28 protein-coding genes are annotated in these 22,603 nt (G+C 53.2%); 1 reads left to right on the forward strand and 27 read right to left on the reverse strand.

Annotated elements, in window-relative coordinates; genetic code table 11:
- Positions 1 to 11: 11 nt before the first annotated feature.
- From MRY16398_RS26810 to MRY16398_RS26910, 23 genes are all read right to left on the reverse strand, one after another.
- Complete coding sequence (locus MRY16398_RS26810) at positions 12 to 965, reverse strand: DUF6453 family protein (RefSeq protein ID WP_125124294.1); 954 nt, start codon at positions 963 to 965, stop codon at positions 12 to 14.
- Positions 965 to 4,750 (reverse strand): TipJ family phage tail tip protein, encoded by a 3,786-nt coding sequence (locus MRY16398_RS26815; RefSeq protein ID WP_125125511.1) that lies wholly within the window; start codon positions 4,748 to 4,750, stop codon positions 965 to 967. The genes MRY16398_RS26810 and MRY16398_RS26815 overlap by 1 nt, the downstream gene beginning before the upstream one ends.
- A gap of 52 nt (positions 4,751 to 4,802) precedes the next feature.
- The gene (locus MRY16398_RS26820) at positions 4,803 to 5,429 is read right to left on the reverse strand and encodes a tail assembly protein (protein ID WP_125125512.1); all 627 of its coding nucleotides are present in this window, start codon (positions 5,427 to 5,429) and stop codon (positions 4,803 to 4,805) included.
- Complete coding sequence (locus MRY16398_RS26825) at positions 5,423 to 6,139, reverse strand: C40 family peptidase (protein ID WP_125125513.1); 717 nt, start codon at positions 6,137 to 6,139, stop codon at positions 5,423 to 5,425. Before MRY16398_RS26825 ends, MRY16398_RS26820 begins: the two co-directional genes overlap by 7 nt.
- A 1-nt stretch (position 6,140) precedes the next feature.
- The gene (locus MRY16398_RS26830) at positions 6,141 to 6,878 is read right to left on the reverse strand and encodes a phage minor tail protein L (protein ID WP_110296732.1); all 738 of its coding nucleotides are present in this window, start codon (positions 6,876 to 6,878) and stop codon (positions 6,141 to 6,143) included.
- A gap of 41 nt (positions 6,879 to 6,919) precedes the next feature.
- Positions 6,920 to 7,261: a phage tail protein gene (locus MRY16398_RS26835; protein ID WP_125125514.1), complete on the reverse strand. Its 342-nt coding sequence runs from the start codon at positions 7,259 to 7,261 to the stop codon at positions 6,920 to 6,922.
- Positions 7,262 to 7,292: 31 nt separating this feature from the next.
- Positions 7,293 to 10,829: a phage tail tape measure protein gene (locus MRY16398_RS26840; protein ID WP_125125515.1), complete on the reverse strand. Its 3,537-nt coding sequence runs from the start codon at positions 10,827 to 10,829 to the stop codon at positions 7,293 to 7,295.
- 35 nt (positions 10,830 to 10,864) lie between these two features.
- A complete protein-coding gene (locus MRY16398_RS26845) occupies positions 10,865 to 11,131 on the reverse strand; it encodes a phage tail assembly protein T (protein ID WP_125125516.1) in 267 nt (88 codons plus the stop codon).
- Positions 11,132 to 11,154: 23 nt separating this feature from the next.
- Complete coding sequence (locus tag MRY16398_RS26850) at positions 11,155 to 11,547, reverse strand: phage tail assembly chaperone (protein WP_103278860.1); 393 nt, start codon at positions 11,545 to 11,547, stop codon at positions 11,155 to 11,157.
- Positions 11,548 to 11,597: 50 nt separating this feature from the next.
- On the reverse strand, positions 11,598 to 12,074 hold the full coding sequence (locus MRY16398_RS26855) for a phage tail tube protein (RefSeq protein WP_125125517.1): 477 nt from the start codon (positions 12,072 to 12,074) through the stop codon (positions 11,598 to 11,600).
- Between the two features lie 57 nt (positions 12,075 to 12,131).
- Positions 12,132 to 12,479 (reverse strand): tail completion protein gp17, encoded by a 348-nt coding sequence (gp17, locus tag MRY16398_RS26860; RefSeq protein WP_103245424.1) that lies wholly within the window; start codon positions 12,477 to 12,479, stop codon positions 12,132 to 12,134.
- On the reverse strand, positions 12,476 to 12,922 hold the full coding sequence (locus MRY16398_RS26865) for an HK97-gp10 family putative phage morphogenesis protein (RefSeq protein ID WP_125125518.1): 447 nt from the start codon (positions 12,920 to 12,922) through the stop codon (positions 12,476 to 12,478). Before MRY16398_RS26865 ends, gp17 begins: the two co-directional genes overlap by 4 nt.
- Positions 12,919 to 13,257: a phage head closure protein gene (locus tag MRY16398_RS26870; RefSeq protein WP_125125519.1), complete on the reverse strand. Its 339-nt coding sequence runs from the start codon at positions 13,255 to 13,257 to the stop codon at positions 12,919 to 12,921. Before MRY16398_RS26870 ends, MRY16398_RS26865 begins: the two co-directional genes overlap by 4 nt.
- A 9-nt stretch (positions 13,258 to 13,266) precedes the next feature.
- The gene (locus MRY16398_RS26875; protein ID WP_125125520.1) at positions 13,267 to 13,584 is read right to left on the reverse strand and encodes a head-tail connector protein; all 318 of its coding nucleotides are present in this window, start codon (positions 13,582 to 13,584) and stop codon (positions 13,267 to 13,269) included.
- 74 nt (positions 13,585 to 13,658) lie between these two features.
- Positions 13,659 to 14,885: a phage major capsid protein gene (locus MRY16398_RS26880; RefSeq protein ID WP_125124585.1), complete on the reverse strand. Its 1,227-nt coding sequence runs from the start codon at positions 14,883 to 14,885 to the stop codon at positions 13,659 to 13,661.
- A 12-nt stretch (positions 14,886 to 14,897) separates the two neighbouring features.
- Positions 14,898 to 15,497, reverse strand: coding sequence for an HK97 family phage prohead protease (locus tag MRY16398_RS26885; RefSeq protein ID WP_071196294.1), 600 nt, complete (start codon positions 15,495 to 15,497; stop codon positions 14,898 to 14,900).
- On the reverse strand, positions 15,490 to 16,716 hold the full coding sequence (locus MRY16398_RS26890) for a phage portal protein (RefSeq protein ID WP_125125020.1): 1,227 nt from the start codon (positions 16,714 to 16,716) through the stop codon (positions 15,490 to 15,492). The genes MRY16398_RS26885 and MRY16398_RS26890 overlap by 8 nt, the downstream gene beginning before the upstream one ends.
- Positions 16,706 to 16,867: a hypothetical protein gene (locus tag MRY16398_RS30740; protein WP_165158537.1), complete on the reverse strand. Its 162-nt coding sequence runs from the start codon at positions 16,865 to 16,867 to the stop codon at positions 16,706 to 16,708. The genes MRY16398_RS26890 and MRY16398_RS30740 overlap by 11 nt, the downstream gene beginning before the upstream one ends.
- The gene (locus tag MRY16398_RS26895; RefSeq protein ID WP_125125521.1) at positions 16,864 to 18,621 is read right to left on the reverse strand and encodes a terminase large subunit; all 1,758 of its coding nucleotides are present in this window, start codon (positions 18,619 to 18,621) and stop codon (positions 16,864 to 16,866) included. The genes MRY16398_RS30740 and MRY16398_RS26895 overlap by 4 nt, the downstream gene beginning before the upstream one ends.
- Positions 18,621 to 19,094: a phage terminase small subunit P27 family gene (locus MRY16398_RS26900; RefSeq protein WP_125124582.1), complete on the reverse strand. Its 474-nt coding sequence runs from the start codon at positions 19,092 to 19,094 to the stop codon at positions 18,621 to 18,623. Before MRY16398_RS26900 ends, MRY16398_RS26895 begins: the two co-directional genes overlap by 1 nt.
- A gap of 76 nt (positions 19,095 to 19,170) precedes the next feature.
- Positions 19,171 to 19,350, reverse strand: a complete 180-nt coding sequence (locus MRY16398_RS30745) for a hypothetical protein (RefSeq protein ID WP_071196290.1) — start codon at positions 19,348 to 19,350, stop codon at positions 19,171 to 19,173.
- Positions 19,280 to 19,627: an HNH endonuclease gene (locus MRY16398_RS26905; RefSeq protein ID WP_075203689.1), complete on the reverse strand. Its 348-nt coding sequence runs from the start codon at positions 19,625 to 19,627 to the stop codon at positions 19,280 to 19,282. Before MRY16398_RS26905 ends, MRY16398_RS30745 begins: the two co-directional genes overlap by 71 nt.
- On the reverse strand, positions 19,627 to 20,385 hold the full coding sequence (locus MRY16398_RS26910) for a hypothetical protein (RefSeq protein ID WP_107224314.1): 759 nt from the start codon (positions 20,383 to 20,385) through the stop codon (positions 19,627 to 19,629). Before MRY16398_RS26910 ends, MRY16398_RS26905 begins: the two co-directional genes overlap by 1 nt.
- Before the next feature lie 176 nt (positions 20,386 to 20,561).
- Here MRY16398_RS26910 and MRY16398_RS26915 point away from each other — a divergent pair, with 176 nt between their 5' ends.
- Positions 20,562 to 20,795 (forward strand): hypothetical protein, encoded by a 234-nt coding sequence (locus MRY16398_RS26915; RefSeq protein ID WP_107224313.1) that lies wholly within the window; start codon positions 20,562 to 20,564, stop codon positions 20,793 to 20,795.
- A gap of 159 nt (positions 20,796 to 20,954) precedes the next feature.
- Here MRY16398_RS26915 and MRY16398_RS26920 read toward each other — a convergent pair whose 3' ends face one another.
- Genes MRY16398_RS26920 through MRY16398_RS26935 form a run of 4 tightly spaced genes read right to left on the reverse strand, consistent with a single transcriptional unit; the run spans position 20,955 to position 22,367 of the window.
- Positions 20,955 to 21,152, reverse strand: a complete 198-nt coding sequence (locus MRY16398_RS26920) for a hypothetical protein (protein WP_071196285.1) — start codon at positions 21,150 to 21,152, stop codon at positions 20,955 to 20,957.
- A 14-nt stretch (positions 21,153 to 21,166) separates the two neighbouring features.
- Positions 21,167 to 21,619, reverse strand: coding sequence for a lysis protein (locus MRY16398_RS26925; protein ID WP_107224312.1), 453 nt, complete (start codon positions 21,617 to 21,619; stop codon positions 21,167 to 21,169).
- On the reverse strand, positions 21,616 to 22,152 hold the full coding sequence (locus MRY16398_RS26930) for a lysozyme (protein ID WP_107224311.1): 537 nt from the start codon (positions 22,150 to 22,152) through the stop codon (positions 21,616 to 21,618). Before MRY16398_RS26930 ends, MRY16398_RS26925 begins: the two co-directional genes overlap by 4 nt.
- Positions 22,152 to 22,367, reverse strand: coding sequence for a class II holin family protein (locus MRY16398_RS26935; RefSeq protein WP_079498699.1), 216 nt, complete (start codon positions 22,365 to 22,367; stop codon positions 22,152 to 22,154). Before MRY16398_RS26935 ends, MRY16398_RS26930 begins: the two co-directional genes overlap by 1 nt.
- Positions 22,368 to 22,603: the final 236 nt, after the last annotated feature.

Below are 22,603 nucleotides of genomic sequence, written 5' to 3' on the forward strand. Positions count from 1 at the left end.
TATTAATTTGATTAATACATGGCGGGAATTACCGGCAGACTGATTGCGCTCATCCCGCTGCTGTCAAAATTCCAGCCCGCCCGATCATTTCTGGTAACAATGCGTCCCCGTCCACCTTTGACATTTCCCCCGCTCATCATCAGGCCGCGCCCCCTGCCGATATTCCAGGATGTTGAGTCTTCAGCTCTGCCGACGTCCCATCCATACCTGCCTATCGGTACCATTCCACCGACTGACTGCCATGAAAGAGAGGGTGTGAAAAATGACCTGATTACAAATGGCTTCCGGGTCGTAGAGAACGTGCACTGCCCCTGTGGGTTGAGGAACGTCAGACCCGTCCCCGGTACAGGTGCGTTATTGGAAAATATCGCGATGCGGGCTGTAACCGATGCGGGTGCATCACCATAGTTACCCGAATCTGACGAACAGAATATCGTTCCGCCGATATTCTCAAGTACCGCGCTCGGGCTGTCCCATGAAGCAAAGACTATCCCTGAAACAGGGGGCGTCCAGGAGTCGTTAATTGTCACCGTGCCGTACCAGGTGCAACTGCCCAGATTCCCGTTAGTGGTCAGGACGGTGAAATCAGTCGAGTCAGAAATCAGCAGGCCGCTGTTTCCTGCCTGGCTGGCGGGTGTGATGCGCCATACCTGGCCGGGCCACTGATAGGTATCAGGTGCCCCCGCTCTGTCCCCCTGAGTATTCATCGTCAGTGTCCCGCCGCTTTGCACTACAGAAGCCAGGCGCTGCGTGAAGGGGAAAAGCCCGGTATCGAAAAAAAAGATTCTGACGCTTTCGGTCGGGATAAAAACAGCCACATCCCCCGCACCGTACCCGTCGACCGGCACAGACTTTCCGTTATACCCCTGGACGGTTGTGCGACAGAAAAACGGGGCGCGCAGCCCCGCCGTGATTTCCATTACCGGTCCGCCGTCATTCAAATCAATGCGTAATCCGCCCGGCATCACCATGTCCCCAGTTTTATTGAGCCACCACCCGGCAGGTTTATCAGCATACCCGTACCGTCAATCACTACGGCATTGTTCACACCGTTAAAGCTGAAAGCGCCCGATGTGGCGTAAAGTGCCCCACGAACCGTTACGTTGTTGAGTTCAGCATTGCCACTTTTTGGCAAATTCCACCCGACACCATTCGGACCAGAAACGAAATTATTCGACTTCAATGAATCGGTGATTTTCCCGAACTGAATGCTGGCATCACGGAAAAATGCATCGTTAATGAAGGCTTGTCCGTTCTGAATAACAAACGGCAGTGTGACGGCGGCTCCTGCCTGAGACATAACAGCAAAGCGGTCAGCAAGGAAAATAACCTGTGACTGCATGCCGTTAGGCGTGTTCTGCACACCCAGCCCCATCCCTGCGGCGTACTGCATGCCGTTGGCATCCACGCCGACTTTAATCGAGTACATCGCGTTCAGGTTGCCATTGATATCCGCTACCGCCTGGGCGTTAGTGGTGATGGCCGCAGCCTGGCCGTTTACCGTAACGCTCAGTGAGTTGATTTTCGTCGCTGATACCTGACTGAAATCCGCCATCGCTTTCGAAAAATCAGTCACGTTTGATGTATTGCCACCAGCCGTGGCATCCAGGGTTTTCAGCGACTCGCTGAGTGCTTTCGTTGCATCGGCCATCACATTGTCAACGCGATTAATGCCAGCCGCGTTGGCACCATACTGAGCACTCTGTGTTACCTGCTGGCTCACCTGCGCCAGTGTGTTCTGAATCTGTGCAATCGCCGTGTTTTGCACCCCACCAGCAGCATTAGCCGTTTTCCCTGACAGTTCGTCGAACCGGGATGCAGTCGCGCTGTCGAGGGTGGACACCGCCTGTGTAAGCTGGGTTACGTCAGCGGTATTGTCCTCCGTCTGCGCCGTCAGCGTATCAATTGCCGTGGCGCGGGCCTGCGTCTCGTCAGAGAGCGCCTGAGTGAGCTGCGTTACCTGCGCAGCGTTCTGGTCTGTTTTCGCCTCCAGACGCGTCACGTCCGTAACGCGGGCCTGTGTTTCTGTGGCGATCACCTCCCGCAATTGAGTGAACGATGCCGAGTTTGCTCCGTTCTGCGCCGACTGCCTTACGACAACATCAGCGATGGCCAGGGCATTACCAATGATGGCTTCTGCCGTCTGCCGGTTCGCACCTACTGCCGCAGCAAGTTGGTCGGCGTTTTGGGTAATTGCTGTGGCGAGGTCAGCAACGGTTTTGCTGGTTTCCACTGCGTTTTCGATGATTTCTTTAAATACCGCAGTGCCCTTCATCTGCTCCAGAATCTCAGCAGAAATGGCGCTGACATCAACCGATGACTGCCCCATTACCCAGGCGGTCCACTCGCCGACATTGCCAATCCTGTCCACCAGCCGTGCACGGTACCATTGCCGCACACCCGCCAGCATTGGCCCGTGCTGATGGCTGGCAGCCGGATAAGGCACCAGTGTCAGCTGTTCGGGATTTGCCTTATCGTCCGTGGTGGCGCGCTGTAGTTCGGTGTATGCAGTGTCACCGGCTCCGTCAGGAAACGCCCAGGTAATGTCGATAGCCCAGACCACATCATTTGAAGCGAGGAGTGACTGCGGCGTGCCCGGTGTACCATTTTTCCCCGTCAGGTGGGTCGTATCGGCATAACCCCAGGGCGACGACGAATCCTGCGCATTCAGGGCACGCACACGCACATCATAATTGCCGGAATAAATGCCCTGAACGGAAAAACCCTGGGCACTGGCAACCGGAACGTTAATCCAGTCGCCATTGTCCTTGCGCCATTGCGCCTGGTACCGGACTGCACCATCAACTTTGTCCCAGGTACTGTTCAGACTCGCGACCGTCAGCCCCTGATCGATAAAATCAGTCTGGCTGATAAGTATATTTTTCGGCGCAGGCAGGACAGATATCGGCGTTACCGTAATCGGTGCAGGCGTGATCCGTACACCATCATCAATAAACCGGTATTTATTGGGGTCGTGCTGAATGCCGGAAACGTTAAATGTACCGTCGTCATTTGCAGCAACGGACGTCACACGAAATTGCTGAATAGCCAGCCTGTCACTGTCAATGGCCCACACTGCGCCAGCAACGGGAGCCAGCCGGTAATCGGTGCTGACCGTGACGGTCTTTTTATCGCTGCTGATCGCGCTGATGGTACGTGTCTGCGTGGTGCCGTCGGGGAGATTCAGCGCCAGCCTGTCACCGGACGCATATTCAACAGCGCGATCCAGCGTAATATTCCTGCCGTTTACCGCGCTGATACGCCCACCATTCTGCATTCCGGCACGGAACGGGTCCGCAACACCAATAACGGATGCAGGCAGCGGAATATGTCCGTCAAGACCGACGTTAAACGAGATTGTGCCGTCTTTTGCGTTGGACAGTAATACCCAGCGCCCCCTGCGGTGTGCCTCACTTTGCGAGGTGCAGCCAATAGCAGTCAGTTGCGTCTGATTGATGTCGTAACGAGCTACCAGATCGCTGTCGTAAACGCCCTCAATGGTGTCGCTGTAATGGTTCTGCGGATCAGACCATGACACCAGGCAGGAGCTGTAGCGGTTTTTATAGGAGCCGCCTGCGTAGTTAAACAGACCATCCACCACGTTAGAGGCAGTATAAACAAAATCCAGATCTGCCACCGGAACATCAGCGTTTACGTAAATCTGTTCATTACCCCAGAACGTAATGCCCCGGAATATTGCGGCCAGATCTTTCAGAACCGCGTATGCATCCTGCTGGCTCTGGATGTAAACGTTACAGGTAAAACGCGGTTCAGTACCGCCCGCACCGTCAGATACCCTTTCATCGCAATACTGGGCAATGGCGTAGACTTCCCATTTATCAATCATGGAAGCATCCACACGGTTGCCCATGCCGAAAATTTTATCCAGCACCAGATCGTAAAAAATCCATGCCGGGTTGTTGCTGTATGCCCATTTGAAGTCGCCAGCCCACGCACCGGAACTTTCGCGGGTAACAGGATCATAGTTTGACGGTACACGAATCCGGCGGCCCAGAGGGACACATGTCACCTTCGGGGCACTCCCATTAAAGTGGCTTGCATCAACTTCGATATAGAGCAATGCGGTATTCGGATAACGGAGTTTACTGTCGATAACTTCTGCGAACGAGAATACCTTAAACGCGTTGGCTAACTTTGAGTTGCCAACCGAATCCGCTGTGATCCGTCGGACACGAACAGTCCATCCGGTGGTGGCTTCTGGCAGATTAATACGGTGATCTCGCTGGTATTCAGAGGTGGTTTTACCGTCAAACGTCGCATCAACCACAGTCTGATAAGCGCCACCGTCAGTGGACAAATCAATTGCGTAAGCCGTCACGGTCCCGACCATGTCGCCATTGTCTTTGTACTGGTACTGGACGGGGAGAGACAATTTGATGCGAACTGCATCCAGTGTCAGGTTTGTAAACTGGCGAGTCCAGGGTACTGACTGCGTGACCGTAACACCTACGGCCAGTTCATTATCTATTTCCGGCATCCCCGGAATGTACGTCTGATCCTGTGTGCCGCGTCGCCAGTCCCAGACAACGCCAGTGAAATTGTAACTGCCGTCAGCGTTAGCCAGCGCCGTATCATTGAGAAAAATTTGCTGAGCCGTCAGTTCTCCCTGAATTTCACCTTCGGCAATAGCCAGCAGCATTTTTAATTTTGCGGTAGACAGTAAATCGTTAGGCGCTTCAACTGGCGTATGCGCGCTACCGCCCCCACCTTTCCTGCCCTGAATGTGCATAATTCACCCATAAAAAAACCGCCCGGAGGCGGCTGTACCTGAATAAACGTGCCTATTGCTGATCGCTGGAGAACAACCCGGCACTGATGACGGCCCCGCCAATTTCACGTTGCCCATAGAGCAGGGGAACCGGGTAACCCATCGCCACTGTATTCACGGGTGCACCGAAGGCGTAATTGGGTTTATTGTCTGCGCTACTGCTGGCACCGATATTAATTTTGGGTTGAGGCGTCAGCATTTGCACAACACCGCCCAGCATCATAGATATTCCAAGTCCGGTTAATGCTGTTGTCGTTCCTGCGATAGCGGCGGCACTCATTCCAGCCGCGCCAGCCCATGCAGCAAAGGAAGCACCTGCAGTGAAAAAAGCCGCGACCAGCGCCACCGCACCAATAACAATCTGGAGAACACCGCCCTGCTTGGCACCTTCAATAACAGGCATCATGGTAAAATTGCTGGCTGTGGACGTGAGTTCAAATTCTTCCACCCCAATATTTTCACCATCCCGGAAAAAGGCGAAGCGCACGCCGCTGTGATGCGCATTGGACATGTATTTTTTAAAACCCGGCACCTGTGAACACATGGCCCGAAGCATTTCGCGAATATCAGCAACGTGAAAGCGATGAATCCTGCCAAATTTCTTTGCGGCCACACCTTTAAGCGTCAGCGTTTTCAGCATTTCATGAGTTCCTTATGCCTGACAATTCTGACTGTACGCTCACGATAATACTGACCGTAGGGAACGCGGGCAGAAAGATTGCCGGAAGAATGATGAAGAATAATATTGTTACCTAACCAGATGGCGGCATGGTTGGTTACGGGTGCGCTGAGCTGCATCATAATAATGTCGCCGGGTTGCATCTGATTTAATTCAACCTGAATAAAACCCTCGGACTGCCAGTTATCATCGTACAGGTTTTCGCCGTTATTCCACCACTCACGCGGGACAGAGTAATCACCGAGAGAAAGATCAAACTCGCGATGATAGTATTCACGGATTAGCGCCCAGCAATCCGCGTGACCGAGTACCCAGGATCGTCCGGTATAGTCACGATTTTCGCGCGGTGAAAATGTACACCAGTCACCGTCCGGCCATGAAATAATGCCCCATTCCAGCCCCGAGTGATCACACTGAATACGGTCAGTCTCTGAGGGGATTAACTGAGCCACATCCGGGTGCGAATGAACAACCATAATAATCTCACCCTCCTTTTCGGCATTTAAATAATCGGCTGGCGAGAGGGTGAAATGTTCTTCTGGTTTATCAGAGATATTTTCACAACGAATATAACGTTGTTTTCGTCCTGCCTGAACGACGACGCCGCAGCATTCACGGGGATATTCCGCAGCGGCATGTTCGCGAATAGCCGCCATAAGTTTTTCGCGCATATTATTTACCCTGCAGGTTTGCCGCCGGAAACCCGCCAAACGGCAGAGGATTTCCGGGGCCAAAACGCGCCTCACAGTCAGGGAGTCGTCCTCCACAGACATCCAGCGCGGGATTGGTTGTCGGGGTGCCATCTTTCAGAAAATACAGCGTTCCGGCGTAATCACACCCCGTTCCACTCCGGTACAGCCCACGGAGGCACCAGGTACAGACAGGGGTTATCTGTCTGGACGGTAATTGCAGGCTCTGAATATCGAAAGGTGAGCAGAGTTCAAAATCAACCTGAGCTCTGTTCTCGGCTTTTTTGGCATTAACATAAAATACCTGCACCCGCTCTTCGTTCGGGTTAGCCGCGGGGTTCCCGGAAACCCAGTTAGCCGCATCAAGGTATTTAACCAGCGTGGTGTGGATCTTTACCTTTGCCTTGACCAGATCGTCATATTCAAGGCATAGCGCGGTTACGTAGTTACCAATATTACCGACAGAGAGCGTCGGCGTAGGCTGAGAACCGGTACTTGAAAGCTCCACCCCTTTCAGCGCATAAGGATAAGGATCGTACTGATTCCCCTGCCAGATTATTGCTGGCAGATTTTCACCCGCAAAGGCATTCCAGTTATTATCTGAAATATTAAAGGCATGAAATCGTAACACAGTTTCCATACCAAATGCCGTACCGTCGATTTCAATTAACTGAACTATATTTCCGGGTTCCAGTTGTTGAATATCCTGAGTAAAACTCATTAATAACTCCAGCTACGTTATCTGTTGGCAGAAAAATACCGTTAAGGTGCATAAGCCTGTTCAAATACAAAACTTATTTCCGCAAAATTTCCATTCGTAAAAACAGGTTTTATTGAATCCCGCTTTACTCTGTAAAGTTTTTTCTCTCCCCACGGATTAGACCACCAGAATGATTTAGTGACATGGAATTTAAGAAATGCGCGAATAACTGCCATATCAGATAATTTTCCGTTACAGCTAAGTTCCCATGTCGCGTTATCCTCATTTATTCCAACACCAGCAACCTGCTTATAACCATCCCCGAACTGGATTTCCTGCGTTGCAATATTTATGCTTTCAGTGGCCCCCGTGCGCACAGGCCAGATAAATGTTTCAATTGCCATAGAGATACCCTACCCGTCGTTCGCGAGGGTTTTAGCTTCGGTACAGAATCCCGCCAGGCGTAATTTCTTTTCTTAACCTGTCGGTAATGGTGAGTTGAATAATAGACTGTAACTGACTGGAAATAGCGCTTGTATCAGAGGCGTTACCCCCACCTCCTGCGGAATCCTGATAAATACTCACTGGAGCCTCGACATGAATATTCGTAGCGTTGCCACTGGTATTGTTCACACCAGAACTGACGGCACGCACACCTAAAGAGCCGTCACTGGCGCGCGTTAACGGCATAATGGCTTCTGGTCCCGCCTCTCCGAAAATTCCCGCGCCTTTGGCAAATGCGAATGTTTTCGGGGTGCTGTAAACACCATTGCTGTATGCGCTAAGTGACGGTGAGTCGTACACGCTACCGAGGGCATTAAGGTGAGGTGTTGGCACGGAGAAACTTTGTCCAGTGACTACCGTGCTGGATGTTGAAGACATAACCGAAGATGTGCCGCCACCACCGATTAGCCCGGTAATACCGCCAATAAGAGAGCCAAGCAGACCTGATGTACCAGACGATTTACTCATGGCACTGACAACAGCCATTTGCAAAGCTACTTTAGAAATCATTTCAAGGGCTGACAGCCCCCACTCTTTCCAGTCTGCCTTGCCGCGAACTAACATTGAGGAAACGTTATTCAGCGCGCTATCCATCGTTGTGGTCACACCCTGTGAAACAGTACCGGCTATGTCCATTGTGTTCTGTAGCCAGTTTTCATAACCACGTGACACACCATTACGCCAGTCAGCTTCTGATGCTGCGATAGCCCTGTACTTGTTATCAAGCTCAGTCAGCGCGGCGTTATAAGCCTTAACCGCTTCGGTAGAATTTCTACCCCCTGCTTTGTCGAATGTTCGTTCTATCTGCTGGCGTTCTTCAAATCGTTGCCGCTCTCTGTCACTCAGCCCTGCGGTATCGGTCGCTGATGTGGCCTCGTCACGGAATTTACGTGCAGCTTCGGTAAGCTGTTTCAGCGCCTCCGCCTGATCACGCTGTTTTTTAACGTTATCATCAGCCCGTGACGTCCATCGGGCCAGCTCTGAGGCCTGCTTACGAATTTCCTCAGTCTGTTCGGCTGTCCATTTAATGCCGCTCTGGTGTGCGGCGGCGTAAAGATCAGCCGCTTTCTCACCCTCGCTGGCACGTACCTTCTGAACCTCGGTCGCAATAGTAAGATCTTCTATTTTGCTGGCATACCTTTGAGCCTGCGAAGCGGCATCACGGTCAGCTTTTTCAGCTTCCCTGGTGGCGTCTGCTTTCGCTTTCTGTGCCGCTGCCACGTTCTGCGTGTTGTTGTAGTCATCAACCGCAGCCTGACGCCACCGCTTGGCAAAAACGGAGTTATCCGGACCGTCTCGGCCCATATCCTGCAGGTCAAACTCAACCTGCTTATTAACCTTGGCAAGCCCCGTCAATCCAGCCAGTTCTGCCTGACGCTGCTTATTGAGCAACGCTTTAGCATCTTTGTCGGACACGCTGGCCTGCGGTAATGCCATTGGTACCCGCACCAGGCTGTTACGTGCAGAGAGAAGTGTGTTACCCAGACTCATGAGCCTGTTGAACTCAGAGTGTGCACCTGTCATTTTTAACAGCGAGTAATAAGCCTCGTTTTGTCGCCAGGCCTGTTCGCGAATTAGATCATTTCGTCTTGTTTCTATTTCCTCCAGGGCTTTCTGAATGACATGGGAACGGTCGCGCATCTGGTTCAGCTTGTTCTCTTCAACCGCCAACTGATCAGTCAGAATACCGAGCGACTTAACGATATTTGCATCATTTTCACTCGTCATGCCAGGCTGGCCGCGCGACTTATTCAGTTCGTCGATTTGCCGTTTAACGGCGGCGACTTTTTTCTCCTGCTCGTCGACGAGGCGATTTTGCTCGGCCAGTGAGGCTACAGCCTTAACTCGGTTGTCGTCAGACTCCGGGAGGCTCATCGTTTTGGTCGCCTTAATAACCTCGGAAATGGTCCGTGCATATTCCTGTGCCGACTGGCGCGCCTGCTCCTGGTTCTGGTACATGGCGTACCACGCACCCGCTCCCAGCATAACCAGTCCAGGGATACCCCCAACCAGCCCCAGCGCGCCACCCAACAGACGTGTCCCGACTGCGGTTACGCTATTCAGGTTGCTCTGCGCGCTGACACGGTTTGCCAGGTTATTACTGAGGCCAGTCTGCGCCGCTGCCAGGCGGCGTTCGGCAACTGCCTGCGCATCGGTGTTTTTTGCGGCCACCAGCGCCGCCTGTGCCCGCTCCAGCGCTGTGCGCGCCTTTACCTTCTCGGTAGCTGTACCGCTGGCCTGTGCGGTTGTCAGGCGGGCCTGAGCGGCTGCGACTTTCGCCTCTGCTGCTGCCACGCGCTCCTGCTGGGCTGCCTGAACGTCGGCGCTTTTTGCCCGTTGTAACGCCTGTTGTGCCCGGTACACATCCGCGCGGGCGGCAGCGACAGACGAAGCTGCGGCTTTATCCTGTGCAACGGCCAGCGCCACCTCAGCCTTAGCGGCAGAAATGAGCGCCGCGGTGGCCCCCGTGGCACTGGTTACCACGCCACCGAGGTATTTAGCCAGGCCGACACCAACTAGTGCGCCCGCTACGGTGGTGATCATTGACATGTTATTAGCCACGTCATTGAGCGCACCACTGACAGCGGAATGGGTGAACGAATCCAGAATACCGGCGACACCCGTTAACCCACCGGAAAAAGACTGTGTCGCGCCAGTTGCGTTGTTAACTCCGCCGACCCAGGCCATGAATGAGTTTTCAACTTTCTGCATCGCGCCGCCAACGGTCTGCGGCATCGAGGCAAATTCACTCTGTAACGTACCCAACTGGCTGATTAACGCCGGGACAACCTTATCTATCGTGAGTTTCCCCTGATCTGCCATCGCCTTCAGGTCTTTACGCGCAACGCCCATGCCTGCGGCCAGCGCACGGATGACACGATCACCGGATTCATTGACGGCGTTGAATTCCTCGCCACGCAACACACCCTGAGCCAGTGCCTGGCTGAACTGGGTAATGACGGAGCCCGCCTCCTCTGTACTGGCCCCCGATAATTTCAGACCCGTGCTGACCGCCTCGGTAATTTTGAGAACGTCGCCGGAGGAATAACCAAATTCACGCATTGATGCAGCAGCGCGGGAGAACAGGTTGGCATTCGATGAAAACGCGGTTCCTGTACTCTGGCTGATCGCCATTAACCGGCGCTGGGATGCTGCAAAATCCTCAGTCGATGCCGAGGCCTGTTTCAGCCGTGCATTAACCGAGGTCCATTCATCAGCAACCGCGACAATTTTACCCGTGGCAAATGCAGCCGCAGCAGCGGACGCGGCGCGGCCAGCCGTGGCGAAACCGCTGGTCAGATCTGACAATGCCCGTTCACTTTCGCGGGCGGCAGCGGCAGCCTGACGACCACCATTTTGCATGGTGCGGTAGAAATCCTGCCCCATACGACCAGCGCGCGCCAGTTCAGACTGGTACGATGCTGAATTGGCGGAAATTTTGATAATCAGTTCGCGCAGCGTAGCCATATTTCACCCATAAAAAAGCCCGCGCGCAGCGGGCATCAGAGATCAGACATCCATTTTTCAAGCTCAGTCGCTTCTTCCGCGCCTTCCTCCTCGCAGCCCCACTTAAGAACAAGGTCGGGCAGATTTACCTTACCGCCCTGGGCATTAAATACTGCCGCTGATACCTGAGCCGCCTGTACATCGCCGCGCCAGTCACCAATCGGACTCACCCGGTCATAGGCAATCCACATTTTCAGTTCACTGGCCGTCAGGGTGCTTCGAAGTTCATGGAGTGTGCGCCCCAGCCGGAGCGCCAGAGACATAAGAAAGAAAGTCAGCGGTTCTTTTACTTTTTTTCGGCCTGGTCCTGATCAACGCCAAGAGCAAGGGCGGCACTCAGCAGGCGCTTGTGTACCGGTCCATAAATTTCGCGAACAATCTGTGAATCGTCGTCAGAAAAAACGCGGTTACCGTCTTCGTCCAGCAGAACATCAATAAAGAGGATCACATCCGCATCTTTGTTGCGCATAAATTCCTGCGCGGCGGTTAATTTTACGGGTTCTTCTCCTTCCGGTAGTTCAGGAGGCGTCAGAAACTCACGGAATTTAACCCATGCATCACCGGACGGTTCGCGCACAGTGACTTTAGTTTTCCATTCGGGAACCGTAATGGTTCTGGTACGAAATGCCAGCGACGGGGCCAGCGCCATATCGCGTAATGAAGGTTTCGGGTTTGCCATTAAACGTGTCTCTGTGAATTAAATGGAGGGGAAAAAGCGCCCGCAGGCGCTTAAGAACCGGATGCTACTGCCGTGATGCGTTTCGGCTTGCCTTTCACGCGCAGTGAATAGGTTGCGCCAACGACCTGGGATGTCGCTGCAGACCAGCTACTTTGACGGACCTCCACCAGCACATAAAAACCGTTACCGGAGGGGAAAACGACTTTCAGCGCCCGCAGCTCGTCATTTTCATATGCCGTCTGCAGCGCCAGTTGCGCGGCTTCATCCCCCACCCAGTTACGGGAAATGGACATTTCTGCCGGAGCCGCGAGGCCGTTGGTCTGCTCCTGCTCGGTGGAGCAAAGCGTGGTGACATCGATGTCACTTTTCTGGCCGCCTGTGTAGCTGATTTCCTTCGTGGCGCATTCGGCAACCAGGAATGTGATACCAGCAGTCGGAAACCCGGCGGCCTTAAAATCCTCTTCGGTGACCGGCGCACTCGAAATGCCGATCTGCGTGCCCTTTGTTTTTTCATATTTACTGGTCATGTTTTCTCCAGACGAAAAAAAACCGCCAGGCGGCGGTTATGTTGGTGATGGGGTTAATTACTGCTGGATGGAAATTTCGAGCGTGGCCCGTCGCAACCCTGTGTCAGATTCGTAGCCACCGGTTTTCGTGAGCCGGGTAAATCGCAGTGGAACCAGCGCAGCCTGAGCAGCGTCACGCAGTTCGCGGGCGTCATCGACGGTGTCAGCGTAAACATCAACCTGTAGTGACGTGGTTTCCTCCGCCAGTGCACCCAGCGTGTCGCCATAAACCTGACTGACCAGTGTAAACGTAATCCACGGTGGGGAGATGGCAGGCGAACCCGTGTCACTGAGGGGAGCCACATCAGGGTAAACCTGCCCATCCGCCAGCGCACCGATGAGTGAATAAACGTCGGCCTCAGTCATCTGGCTAACACCTCATCAATTGCAGCATTCATTTTTTCAATGGCTACACGAAATGCCTCATCCTGACTGGCGTCAAATGCAGGACGGACGAAAGGGTGCGGGGGTGCGCTTGACGTTCCGAGTTCAACAAAACGCCAGTAAAACGCGTTTTTAGGGTTGCCCGCCTTCATTTTGTTATCGCTGTTACCCGTGTCCGGGTTAATACCACGGATATGAATGCCGGATGAAATAGCGTTTTTCCGCCCCGGCATGGTTACCACCATGACGTTTTTTTTCAGTTTCCCGGTACGCTCCGGGGCGTTTTCAATGATGGATGCCTGAACAACCTCAGCAGCAGCGCGGGTGCCATCGCGCAGAACCTTTTTACTTTCTGCTTTGCTGAGTAAATTCAGATCAAGAGACAGGTCAAGCACCCCGGAAAAATCCAGATGTGTATTAATCACGTTTTTACCCCCTGTTTACAGAGAATTTCCAGCCGGGTTGCTTTCGCATCCGGTATTGGTGGACCCACGATTTCGAGCGTTTTTCCTTTGAATGGACCAGTTATAATTTTCAGTCGTGACGCTGCTGAAACATCCTGGCGGTAACGCATCCAGACACGGATTGTTATTTCTGCTTTTTCTGCCGCAGAGGCGACCAGCTCCCGGCCAGAAACGCCGTTCACTTCTGCCCATACTTCCTTACCATTCTGCCAGTCTTCCTTAATCTGGCCTGACGGCGATCTTGTCGTGACTTTATTCTGGATGATGACTCGGTGACGGTTTCGACCTGCCTGCATGTCTCCCCCTTAAAGCGGAATGTAACGATACGGTTCAAGTAGCGAAGCGAAACCGTAAGGAATGCTCATCTTCGCCACCTCGGTGGCCTCTTCCCGGCTCTCATTCCAGTGGCCCACCAGCAGCATCAGCGCAAGGCAAATGTCCTCGCTGATAACCAGACCGTCAGGATCGGTGTCAGGTACGACCACGTCATACAGCTTACGGTTGATAAAGTTTTCCGCACGCTTTCGTGCCGCCGCCGCCATCAGCGTTAAAAGAGCGTCGCCTGATGTGTCATCGTCATCAATACGGCACTGCATCCGCAGTTGTTCGAGTGAAGGAACCATGATTTTCCTTAGCCCGCAGCGAACTGCGGGCATAAAAAAACCGCCGAAGCGGTGGAGGCATTTCCGGGGTTCGATTACGCGGCTTTACCCGCAAGCGCTTTAATCGCTGCGGTATCTTCCAGCACACAGTCAAAGCGATGGAAGGCCAGGAATGCGGTCTGGTCATACTCAGCGTAACGCTCCACCAGGCGTTTGAGGGTCATATACGACACGCGGCGAATGATGAAGCGGTTAAAATCACCGAAATAAGCGAACTTGGCGCCCGCTGCAACATTCGGAATGGCCGGGTCGATAACATATGGCGTCTGGAGAACCGTAGCCGGTGCGCCGCCGATGATGCTGGGCAACCACAGCGGACGGTTCTGCGCGTCCACCATTTCTTCAATCACCTGCAGCGTCGCGTCATTAAAGGCGAAGCGCACATTAGGACCATTACGATATGCCGGATCAACGGCGTGTTTCAGGGAGTTCAGCTCAGTCCATTTAAAGGTTGCAGCTGCTGCTGTGCTGACCGTATTGGTCACTGATGCTGCCAGCCCCTTCGGCTGCAGCGGCGTACCAGCCCCCGTACCCAGCACAAGGTATTTCGCCTCACCGCGTCCAATACGGGACGCAATGCGTGACGCAAGAAATGCCTCAATATCCACACCGCTATCCTGCAGCAATTCATTGGATACGCGGATGATTTTGGAGGAGAGTTTTTTTGCACCCAGAATGGCGGTACCGAACGTGGTATCACCCTCACTGGCTGCGGTATTTTCAGCAAGAAGTTCACCTTCTTCTGTCGTACCGTCGGACGTTGACCAGGCGATATCCTGCCCGGTGGCCGTCGTGAGGATTTGCGAAATGCTGGCAATGCCACCATAGGCCCGCATGGATTCAACAATGCGGTTCTGGAACTGGGTCGGAACGGTATAACCACCCTGCTCATCAGGACTGGTACCCTGAGCACGCAGTTCGCGCAACGCCTGACGTTCTTCTGCGCTCAGTTCAGCCACGCCACGGCGCAGGAAGCCATTAAACGCGGCGGCGCGGCGTTCACTGGCCTGTTGCTGTGGATCGCCATTGTTACCCTGCTGCTGGCGCTGCTCTCCTTCCTGATCTTCAATGTAAGTCTGATCCTGGCGGCGAAGTTCTTCTTCGCGAGCAATCTGGGCGTCCAGCGCGTCAAGCTCAGATTTCATCGCGCCCCATTGTGTGCGCTGTTCGTCAGTCCAGGCGGTATCGCCAATCTTTTCGTGGAGCGCGCGCATGTCCGCTGCGATGGTATTACGTTTCTGTTTAAGTTCATGAAGTGCCATAGAATAATTTCCTTACGCGTTAAGAAGAGTCAGCAGGCGCTCGCGCGCCATTCGTTGGTTAATGGCGTTCTTTAGCGCACCGCTGTTGCGCGCCTCCTGCCAGGCTTTCATAGAGCGGACGCCGGAATCAGCATCCTGATATGCCGGATACGTCACCGGCGAGACATCGTACAGACGGGAAAACTTGCTGATTTCTCGGATAACAATGCCTTCGTCATCCTCGTACCAGTCGTCACCATCACGGGCCACCTGGAACGCAAACGAAGACTGGCTGATATCACCCCGTACCATCGGCGCAATGACCAGATCGCGAATGGTTTGCGTATCCGGTGCCAGAATGTTGTATTGCAGGCCGCGTTCATCCACGCTCAGCGATAACGTACCCGCCGCGCTGCGCCCAAGAATGAAATTCGGGTCATGGTTAAACAGTCCGCGAACGTCGTTTGTCAGAACGTCATCAAACGCACCGGGCTTGATGATTTCGCGAAAGCCCCAGAGTGGCTCGGAACGGGAATTGAACACGGAACCGTAACCGATGATCCGCGTGGGCTGATCGCTCTGCTGTTCTGCCCGAACCTCGCCGCTGTAACACCGTAATTCACGGTCATTCATCGGTTTTATCCTCTGTTGTTTTATCGGGTTTAAAATCGCCGGCAGGATTTGCGGCATTCACGCTGACCAGCATTTCATCCAGCCCGTCAACCGGGTTCATATCCTCAAAGGCGCGCGCCTCATTGCGGCTCATCCAGCCATCGGTGATGGCAAAGTGATAGAACTGGGCTCGCTCCTGCGGCGTACCGCGCAACAGCCCCGTAAGATTGAAGCGGACGTAATACCCGGCGGCACGTTCGGCGCGGGTAAACAGGCGTCGGTTTAACTCCTGCTCCCAGTTAGTCACCCACGGCATCATCGTATAGCGGACAAACTGAATGGCCTGCTGAGTGATATTGCTGAACGTGGCTTTTTCCAGGTCGTTAATCATGTGTGCCGGGACGTTGAAAATCCCGGCAATCATTGAACGGTTCAGTTTGGACATATCGATGATCTGTGCATCGACCGGGGAAACCGTCAACGCTTTGTAATCCAGTTGCGCCGGGAGCAACATCGTTTTGTTTTCCTGGCTGCGTAAAGCCGCTACCGCTTTTTGCCACACCTTTTTAAGCCGCGACCAGCTTTCTTCATTCAGGTCGCTTTTCACGGAGATGATCCCGGCAGGTCGTGCGTTGCCGTTAAAAAATGAACTGGTGTACTGCTGACCACTCATCCCCATACCGATGGTTTCTGCGTGTTGCATGATCGGTGACAGGCCCATTTTCTGGTTGTTACCCAGTGCGCGAACATGAATCATGTCGTCGGGACTGATAGCAAATGATCCTTCTTCGTTATAAACCCCGTAGGTGTAGCGACCGCCGGTATTCAGTAAGGTGGTTTCCCAGGGCATCGGGTTTTCAATCGACTGTACCTCTCCGCGACGGGAGCGCTTCACCCAGCCATAACCATTCCCCCAGCCCAGCACATGCCGCTGCGTGAGTTCGCGCCATTTATAGCTGGTCTGCCAGATGTTTGGCTCATCATGCAGCAGGTAAAACACCGGATGGTCGCGCGCCGGGGCAACCGCATTCCCGTTCTTTCGCATGACGTGTAACGGCATTTGCGCAAGATTGGATGCGATCACATAAATACAGGAATACACCGCTGCCAGCTTCATTGCGGTCACCGGGCTGACGTAAATATCACGCCCCAGGCTGCTGTCAGCGTCGGCGGTCTCACCTGTCAGCGGCGTGGCGGGGTTTTCGAGCGGTTCACTGCGGAAAATGGCATCAAGTAACACGCTTGCCCCCTTTTGCTGTCAGCAGCGCCCCTGTAAGCAGCAACCCACCAGAAAACATCAACGCAGGGGCCAGCCCAAATTGCAGGTAAACCCCGCCCGTGAGCAGCCCGAAACCGGACAGCCCGATAATATCGATAATCAGAGATTTCATAGGATTAGCAGGTCGTCATCCGGGTCGAGAGTGGAAAGGAAGTCGGGAGCATCGCCACCGTTCACAAGCACGCGGCTCATCCCGGTAAACAGCGCTGCAGGGCCATCGATTTTTGCTTCCGGAGTGGATTTGTTAGGGAAAATGTTGTCGTTTTTGTCGGGCTTAACGGTCACGTTCGACATCATCCAGTTCATCACCGGATGATTGGAATGGTGGAATCTTCCCCCGTACACCAGCGCTTCCACCTCTTTCATGGCTTCCGAGAAGTTGCGAACCGTCTGAGGCACCTCCACCAGCGGGATCCCTTCTTCGGCCAGCGCCAGGCTGAATTGTGTGGCACTCCAGGGGTCAAAACCGACCTCTTTCAGGCTTTGCCCGCCTATCCAGTCGAGCAAATCAGCTTTAATCTGATGGTGGTCGATTACGTCACCGTCGGTCAGTTCTAACTTTCCGAGCATGGCCCACCCCCGGTACATCTGCGCCATTTGTTCAGAGCATTTTTCTAAACGCCCTTCGGGTAGCCAGAATTTAAAGTCCGCATGCAGGTGGCCGTTATCGGCACGCCATATCTTCGCGGCTGCGCAGATATCGATTTTATGGGCCAAATCCACGCCAACCCACATCGGGTAGGTTTTCAGCTCATGAACGGGCGCGATGTCTTCACAAGCCTCCCACTTCATCATGTCCATCCAGGCTGATTCAGCGGTCACCCAGATATTCATATGCTTTGTGAAGAAATTAACGCGCGCGGAAACCTGCTCTTTCGCTTTTTTCGCCAGGCGGCGCAGATCATCCCACCGTTTACAGATGCCCAGGCCGGGATTGGCTTTTTGCCAGACCGTTTCATCAAACGGATCATCGCCTTTATCAAGAGTGAAAATGATGGCAAAAAAGCTGTCATCTTTAACAGCACCTTCAACCTTGCTGTTGTAGCCCTGCAGAACCTTTATGGCGTAGTCGCGCAGCTCGTAACAGATGCCCTCTTTATTAAATCCGGCGGTTGTGATGCCAAACAAAAGCGACTGCAGGCGCGCACCTGTTGCTGTCTCCAGAACGTCCCACACATCACGCGTTTTGTGTGCGTGCAACTCATCGACAATGCCGCAGTGAATATTCAGGCCGTCGAGATTGTTGGCGTCAGACGATAACGGTTCAAACTTGGATGAGCTTTGCTCCTGGTAAATCGCCAGCTTATTGAATTCGAACAGTCGGCCCAGTGTCGCTTTCGCCTTTTTCACCATGTTTTTGGCGTCTTCGAAAACAATACGAGCTTGATCGCGGGTGGTCGCCGCTGAATAGACCTCTGCGCCCCCTTCGCCATCAGCCCCGGTCATATAGAGGCCAACACCGGAGGAAAGCGTTGATTTTGCGTTTTTTCGGGCCACTTCGTTATAAGCGGTCCGGAAGCGGCGAACCATCACCGGGCGTCCGCTACCATCATTACGCAAAACCACTTCCCCGGTCGCTTCATTCACCAGGGGAATAACAAAGCCGAAGATGTTAATCAGAATGAAAACATGCCAGTCCATTAATTCTATCGGCTGGCCTGCCAGTGCCCCCTTAACGTGAGGTACAAATTTATAAAAATTGAGGATGTGCTGCGCGCGCGCCTCGCTGAAAAAAATGCCCCGCTCCTCACCATGCGCCAGATCATCAAGAAAACGCTGGCAGGCCAGGCGCACATATTCACAGGCAACGATTTCCCCCGCCACCACCCGTTCGGCGTAGCGTATGCCTTCTGCCACCTTAGCCATTAATCCCTCGCTTTCATGAACTCAGCCAGCGGATCATCATCTTCTGACTTTCCAACGCTGACTTTCGAACGACTGGCTGGAGTCATACCAAATTCCTGGAGCCAGCCCCTAACCTCTTTTCTGGCTTCTCGGCTCTCACCAAAAAAGTCGCTCGGTTTGACCCTGACATCACCGGTAGTAGTGGTGATTGCTTTTGTCGCGCCCTCGCGTTCCAGAGTTTCTTTAATAAGTCGATAGTCAACGTAGGCGTCGACCAACATTTCAAGAGCCTTTCCATCAAGCTCTGTGAGTACGCCGATCCCTGCTAATTGATCGCCCAATCGCTTAAACCAGTACTTACCCTGCTTATCGAAATGCTTCGGAGTTGGGGGAACCCCTTTTGGGGGTTTTGGCTCATCTTTGTTGATCGGGCGCTTGGATGGGTTACCCCTCACCAAACGCAGATGGCTCGGGGTTTTCGGTGGTCCAGACATAATCGAAAACTCCTATTAATGATCGGCTGGGGATCCCCAAAAAAAGTTTCGCAACCTGCGGCGATGTGAAGAAAGGTCAGGCGTCGGTCCCTGGGGCGCGCGGCTGTAGGGATTTGATCCCCCCCCCCACCATGATGATAATCGTTATCATTAACATCGAAATGATTGCATTTGAAATGATTTCACTATTGCTTTTCGGTGGCCGTTTTCCTGCGGTGGCAAGGCCAGCAAAGGCTTTGCAGGTTGGCGTCATCATCGGTACCCCCTTGTGCCTTCGGCTTGATATGGTCGACGGTCACAGCAGCCACAGCGCGACCCTCTTTGAGGCATGACTGGCACAGGTGGTTATCGCGGCTCAGGATGCGAGTGCGGCGAATCTCCCACTTGCTGCCATATCCTCGCTGATGTCTGCTCCTGCCCTGCTGGTGCTGCTCCCAGCCTTCGTTGCGGTGCTTATCGCAGTAGCCTGAGCGGTCCGTGGTAGTGCCTGGGCATCCACGCTTTCGGCACGCTCGCGGTATTAGCGCGGGCATCAGCGCAGCCCATACAGCACACCACCAGGCTTAAGAGCATTGGCAAGGGCATTATTCACAACCTGGTTAATGTGTTCCGTAATAGCAGCCTGAGCGGAAGCCAGATCCGCCATCGCCGCATCTTGTCTGGTTAGTGCTGCTTTTGTCGCTTCAATAACAGCGTTAGCAGCCTGCTGGATTTGCCGCTGGATGGTGGGTTCACCGCTGTCATTTACCTCAACCGTCACTTTGAAACGGTCAGCCCTGAACACCACTGACTGCTGCTCGTCGCCAGTTGGTTTCTCAACGAACTGGCCGCTGTCACGAACGGCGGCAATAACAGCATCTCGCATCTCATCAGAAAGTTTAATCGCAGTTGATAACGGGTTAATTCCAGTACAAGAGGTAGCTAAGTGGATAGTACTAATGCTGGCGTCAGCATCACCGGATAGTTCTTTGCTCATAGCCTTTTCAGGCGTAAGAAACCCACCACGCGGATAATGCAAATCATCAGCGACAGTAATGCCCCAACTATCGTTAAATGGATGTGGCACGCCGAGTTCATCCACGGCAATGGCCGAGAGTTCAAACCCATCAGGACAAATCACATTCAGAGAACGTTTGAAAACTGAATCTGTTTTGCCCACAAAATCCAGGCGGCCAACCAACAACTTTTCAGCTTCATTGCTGGCGTACACGTGAACAGTAAGGTGCTCACCGGAAAGCTTAGAGCCAAGCGATGAAATGCTGACGATCACTTTTTTAATCTGGCAGTTCATGTTTGTTTCCTTTTAGATGTGAGCCTGTCGCACGGGAAGACCGCCCGATAACGCGGAATACCCCAGGCTCACGACTGAAAGTTATCGTTAGGCTGCGCGTGCGAGGCGCATAAAAAAGCCCCGCTATTGCGAGGCTTGGTGGTATCCTTCCCTCTCCTTAACAAGAGGGTTTTAACATGGGAATTGAACCATTTTCTGTTCACGAAACTAATGTGAGATCCAATGTGCTGGAAGTAGTTGTGCGTAGCCTGCTCGCTACATTAGATGCACAACAAGCGAAGACTTTCAGGGCTAACCTAGAGCAAGTTTTTGTTGACGTCGAGAGATTGCAGCCAGAAGAAACAGTGCAGATTAATGCGGTGGTACGTCAGGTCGCTCTTGAAATTGCCTCAGCAGCGCCTGAGAGTTAGCAATGAGTGCTTCTGCACTGCGCTGAATAGATTTATCTGACTTTGAAGGGGCCTTGTTAGTGGCCTCTTTTTTTTTCATAACACCTCCCGATACTACAAATTATCACAATACGGAGTGTGGAACATTATCAGGCACTCAGTGAATGCCTGCTGTAATGCCTAGTCGTCGAGTTGCAGCACACCATGTTCCAGCGAATCGGAGTAAGCGATCAGCCCCGTGTATTCCGGGATGGTTTCACCATCATCGGATTCAAACGCCGGAATTGTTACGGTAGTGATGGTGTATTGAGGCTGTCCATCTTCTTTCGCGAAAACTGCCAGCTCTTCAATCTGCCTGGCTGTGAGAACTACTGCCATATTTTCCTCTCCAGTTATTTAAGACACTGCTCACGCACATACTGTTGCAGGCCCGTCAGTTGTTTGGTGATGGTTTCGATTCGCTCTCTGAGGGTGAAATAATCCCGTTCAGCGGCGTCAGTAAGTCGGGGGCCGGTTGCATCATCCATGCCGGTGGCGCTGGTCGTACCGTTCGCTGGACATTTGGCGTTGATGTGCAGCCCACACTTACCAGTGCTAACGCAACGCTGCAGATTTTCAAGCTGTTTTTTAGCATCTGCAAGTTCTCCGGTGTATTTTGCATCAAGCGTGGCGACATCACGCTGACGTACTGTCATATCGTCAATGGTTTCCTGACGCTGTTTAGCCAGCGATGTGGCATCGTCGGCCCGCTTTTTCTCAGTGCTAATTTGATCAAACAGGATATAAATCAGCAGAAGCGACAGCAGTAACTCAGCACCGATTATCAACCAGGCTTTTGGCGTCATTTATCCAGCTCCCAGCACGTCAGTGCGCTTTCCTGATCCCGTCGCTCTACCTGTCCATAACAGCCATTCGCCTGGCCTTTGGTTAACCGGCAGTCGCGACCACCATCTTTAATCCACCAGCGAATAGCTTCACACGCACCTTTACGGTCACCAGCATTGATGCGCTGGTAGAACGTCGAGGGGAAACACTTAGAGGGGCCGATGTTGTACGGGCAGAATGACGCAATACCTACTTTCTGCGGTTCAGTTAGTGGCGCTTTGATATTTCGGTCTACCCATGCAAGCGCCTTGTCACGCTCGATGGCGTTTACCTTCTTGCACTGTGCTTCTGTTGCACGCTGGCCTTTAACTACTGGCTTACCGTCAATGACCGTTACGCCGTGACACAGTGACCAGACGCCACCCGGGTCAACAACGGCTACAAGTGCGTTACCTTCTTTCTCGCTGATGAACTGATCAAACAGTACCGGCGCTGATGCCCCCGCGGCGATGAGAGACAACATTGCCGCGCTAAGCTTTGCCCTGTTTGCCATCACTCACCCCTGGCGGCTTTGCGCCGATCTTCTTTGATTTTGAAATACAGATTGGTCAGATACGTCAGCAGACCAAACAGGACGCTCGCGAGAACACCAATAGCCGCCCATTGTGAGGGCGAGACTTTATCCAGTAGCTGGAGCACCCAGAACCCTCCGTTTGCTCCGGCAAAACCGTAGCTCACACCAGTTGTGATTTTGTCCATTCGATACATACTCCACCTCCGCTTTTGGGAAGTGCTGTGTGGAAGAGGGAGAAATAAAAAAGGCCCACTCGCAGGGAGCAGGCCTAAAGAGAAAAATAACAAAACAGAGAATACTGTGGTGCCGGGTGCCTCCCGGTGAGTCTTTGGTCAGCCACCGTGACTCGCGTTAGCTAATGAGACCGTAGTGGAAAACCGGTACTGTTTACGCCCCTCCGCACAGGGGGATTCACCACCTCAACAATGTA

Origin of the sequence: Phytobacter sp. MRY16-398, assembly GCF_003925915.1 — a bacterium.
Classification (GTDB): Bacteria; Pseudomonadota; Gammaproteobacteria; order Enterobacterales; family Enterobacteriaceae; genus Phytobacter; species Phytobacter diazotrophicus.

What these genes read in the sequence shown, in the direction of transcription:
- MRY16398_RS26915 (WP_107224313.1), top strand. Translation starts at nt 20,562, where the DNA reads ATGGGAATTGAACCATTTTCTGTTCACGAAACTAATGTGAGATCCAAT.
- MRY16398_RS26875 (WP_125125520.1), bottom strand. Translation starts at nt 13,584, where the DNA reads ATGGTTCCTTCACTCGAACAACTGCGGATGCAGTGCCGTATTGATGAC.
- MRY16398_RS30740 (WP_165158537.1), bottom strand. Translation starts at nt 16,867, where the DNA reads ATGAAATCTCTGATTATCGATATTATCGGGCTGTCCGGTTTCGGGCTG.
- MRY16398_RS26910 (WP_107224314.1), bottom strand. Translation starts at nt 20,385, where the DNA reads ATGAACTGCCAGATTAAAAAAGTGATCGTCAGCATTTCATCGCTTGGC.
- MRY16398_RS26930 (WP_107224311.1), bottom strand. Translation starts at nt 22,152, where the DNA reads ATGGCAAACAGGGCAAAGCTTAGCGCGGCAATGTTGTCTCTCATCGCC.
- MRY16398_RS26835 (WP_125125514.1), bottom strand. Translation starts at nt 7,261, where the DNA reads ATGGCAATTGAAACATTTATCTGGCCTGTGCGCACGGGGGCCACTGAA.
- MRY16398_RS26845 (WP_125125516.1), bottom strand. Translation starts at nt 11,131, where the DNA reads ATGTCTCTGGCGCTCCGGCTGGGGCGCACACTCCATGAACTTCGAAGC.
- MRY16398_RS26920 (WP_071196285.1), bottom strand. Translation starts at nt 21,152, where the DNA reads ATGGCAGTAGTTCTCACAGCCAGGCAGATTGAAGAGCTGGCAGTTTTC.
- MRY16398_RS26850 (WP_103278860.1), bottom strand. Translation starts at nt 11,547, where the DNA reads ATGGCAAACCCGAAACCTTCATTACGCGATATGGCGCTGGCCCCGTCG.
- MRY16398_RS26815 (WP_125125511.1), bottom strand. Translation starts at nt 4,750, where the DNA reads ATGCACATTCAGGGCAGGAAAGGTGGGGGCGGTAGCGCGCATACGCCA.
- MRY16398_RS26825 (WP_125125513.1), bottom strand. Translation starts at nt 6,139, where the DNA reads ATGCGCGAAAAACTTATGGCGGCTATTCGCGAACATGCCGCTGCGGAA.
- MRY16398_RS26810 (WP_125124294.1), bottom strand. Translation starts at nt 965, where the DNA reads ATGCCGGGCGGATTACGCATTGATTTGAATGACGGCGGACCGGTAATG.
- MRY16398_RS30745 (WP_071196290.1), bottom strand. Translation starts at nt 19,350, where the DNA reads ATGATGACGCCAACCTGCAAAGCCTTTGCTGGCCTTGCCACCGCAGGA.
- MRY16398_RS26885 (WP_071196294.1), bottom strand. Translation starts at nt 15,497, where the DNA reads ATGAATGACCGTGAATTACGGTGTTACAGCGGCGAGGTTCGGGCAGAA.
- MRY16398_RS26880 (WP_125124585.1), bottom strand. Translation starts at nt 14,885, where the DNA reads ATGGCACTTCATGAACTTAAACAGAAACGTAATACCATCGCAGCGGAC.
- MRY16398_RS26905 (WP_075203689.1), bottom strand. Translation starts at nt 19,627, where the DNA reads ATGCCCGCGCTAATACCGCGAGCGTGCCGAAAGCGTGGATGCCCAGGC.
- MRY16398_RS26935 (WP_079498699.1), bottom strand. Translation starts at nt 22,367, where the DNA reads ATGTATCGAATGGACAAAATCACAACTGGTGTGAGCTACGGTTTTGCC.
- MRY16398_RS26840 (WP_125125515.1), bottom strand. Translation starts at nt 10,829, where the DNA reads ATGGCTACGCTGCGCGAACTGATTATCAAAATTTCCGCCAATTCAGCA.
- MRY16398_RS26900 (WP_125124582.1), bottom strand. Translation starts at nt 19,094, where the DNA reads ATGTCTGGACCACCGAAAACCCCGAGCCATCTGCGTTTGGTGAGGGGT.
- MRY16398_RS26870 (WP_125125519.1), bottom strand. Translation starts at nt 13,257, where the DNA reads ATGCAGGCAGGTCGAAACCGTCACCGAGTCATCATCCAGAATAAAGTC.
- MRY16398_RS26820 (WP_125125512.1), bottom strand. Translation starts at nt 5,429, where the DNA reads ATGCTGAAAACGCTGACGCTTAAAGGTGTGGCCGCAAAGAAATTTGGC.
- MRY16398_RS26830 (WP_110296732.1), bottom strand. Translation starts at nt 6,878, where the DNA reads ATGAGTTTTACTCAGGATATTCAACAACTGGAACCCGGAAATATAGTT.
- MRY16398_RS26925 (WP_107224312.1), bottom strand. Translation starts at nt 21,619, where the DNA reads ATGACGCCAAAAGCCTGGTTGATAATCGGTGCTGAGTTACTGCTGTCG.
- MRY16398_RS26895 (WP_125125521.1), bottom strand. Translation starts at nt 18,621, where the DNA reads ATGGCTAAGGTGGCAGAAGGCATACGCTACGCCGAACGGGTGGTGGCG.
- MRY16398_RS26855 (WP_125125517.1), bottom strand. Translation starts at nt 12,074, where the DNA reads ATGACCAGTAAATATGAAAAAACAAAGGGCACGCAGATCGGCATTTCG.
- gp17 (WP_103245424.1), bottom strand. Translation starts at nt 12,479, where the DNA reads ATGACTGAGGCCGACGTTTATTCACTCATCGGTGCGCTGGCGGATGGG.